The organism is Streptomyces sp. a15 (assembly GCF_059026085.1).
In genome coordinates, this window is the sequence record NZ_JBWLKM010000228.1 from 1 (window position 1) to 1441 (window position 1441).

At 72.0% G+C, this 1441-nt stretch carries 1 protein-coding gene and 1 pseudogene; both read left to right on the forward strand.

Annotation, left to right across the window (positions count from 1 at the left end; translation table 11 throughout):
* A partial coding sequence (locus AC5P09_RS51790; RefSeq protein ID WP_493880606.1) for a glycosyltransferase family 9 protein occupies positions 1–870 on the forward strand: 870 nt, incomplete at its 5' end.
* A pseudogene (locus AC5P09_RS51795) lies at positions 867–1441 on the forward strand (glycosyltransferase family 1 protein); the annotation flags it as partial. The gene AC5P09_RS51790 and the pseudogene AC5P09_RS51795, both read left to right, overlap by 4 nt.

Here is a 1441-nt window from a genome sequence, read left to right on the forward strand (position 1 = left end):
CGGTTGCTGCCGGGGGTGGACGACATCCTGGTGTGGGATGCGCCGTGGGTGGGGCTGGAGCCGGCGCCGGTGGGGCGTGGGGAGGTCGAGCAGCTCGTCGACATGATCGATGCGGATGCGGGGCTGATTTTGACGTCGTTTCATCAGTGTCCGCTGCCGACGGCGTTGTTGTTGCGTCTGGCGGGGGTGGGGTGGGTTGCGGCGGACTGTGAGGACTATCCGGGCTCGTTGCTTGATGTGCGGCATCGGCGGGCGCCGGATGCTCATGAGGTGGAGGCGATGCTGGAGCTGGCCGGGGCGGCGGGGTTTGCGGGGGTTGATGACGGGCGGTTGCGGGTGCTGCCGCCGCTGGGTGTGGCCGGGTTGACGGGTCCGGGGTCGTATGTGGTGGTGCATCCGGGGGCGAGTGTGCCGGCTCGGGCGTGGGGGCGGGAGCGGTGTGCGCAGGCGGTGCGGGAGCTGGCCGGGGCGGGGTATCGGGTGGTGGTGACCGGCGGGCCGGGGGAGCGGGAGCTGACCGGGTATGTGGCCGGGGAGTATGGGCTGGATCTGGGGGGCCGTACCGGGGCTGGGGAGTTGGCGGGGGTGCTGGCCGGGGCGGATGTGGTGGTGGCGGGTAATACGGCGCCGGCGCATCTTGCGGCGGCGGTGGGGCGGCCGGTGGTGTCGTTGTTCGCGCCGGTGGTGCCGGCTGGGTGGTGGCGGCCGTATGGGGTGCCGTATGTGCTGCTGGGGGATCAGCAGGCGCCGTGTGCGGACAGTCGGGCCCGTGCCTGTCCGGTGCCCGGGCATCCGTGTCTGGAGTCGGTGACGGCTCACGATGTGGTGGCCGCGGTCGGGAAGCTGGTGGGGGAGGTGGGGCGGGTATGAGGATTTTGTTGTGGCATGTGCACGGGTCGTGGACCACGGCGTTTGTGCAGGGCCCGCACACCTGTCTGGTGCCCGTGACGCCGGGGCGGGGGCCGGACGGGCTGGGCCGGGCGCGGACCTTCGACTGGCCCGACTCGGTTGTGGAGGTGCCGCCCGAACGCTTGCGGGACACCGACATCGACGTCGTCGTGCTGCAGCGGCCGCATGAACTGGCGCTGGTGGAGCGGTGGCTGGGGCGGCGGCCGCCGCTGGTGTATGTGGAGCACAACGCCCCGCATGGTCAGGTGCCCGACACCCGCCACCCGGCCGCCGACATTCCCGGCGTCACCCTGGTCCACGTCACGCACTTCAACCGGCTGATGTGGGATGCCGGTTCCACCCCGACGCGGGTGATTGAGCACGGCATCGTCGATCCGGGTTACCGGTGGACGGGGGAGGTGGAGCGGGCGGCGGTGGTGGTCAACGAGCCGGTGCGGCGGGGCCGGACGGTCGGTACCGATCTGCTGCCGGGGTTCGCCGACGTGGCCCCGCTGGACGTGTTCGGGATGGGCACCGAAGGCCTGGCCGGCCA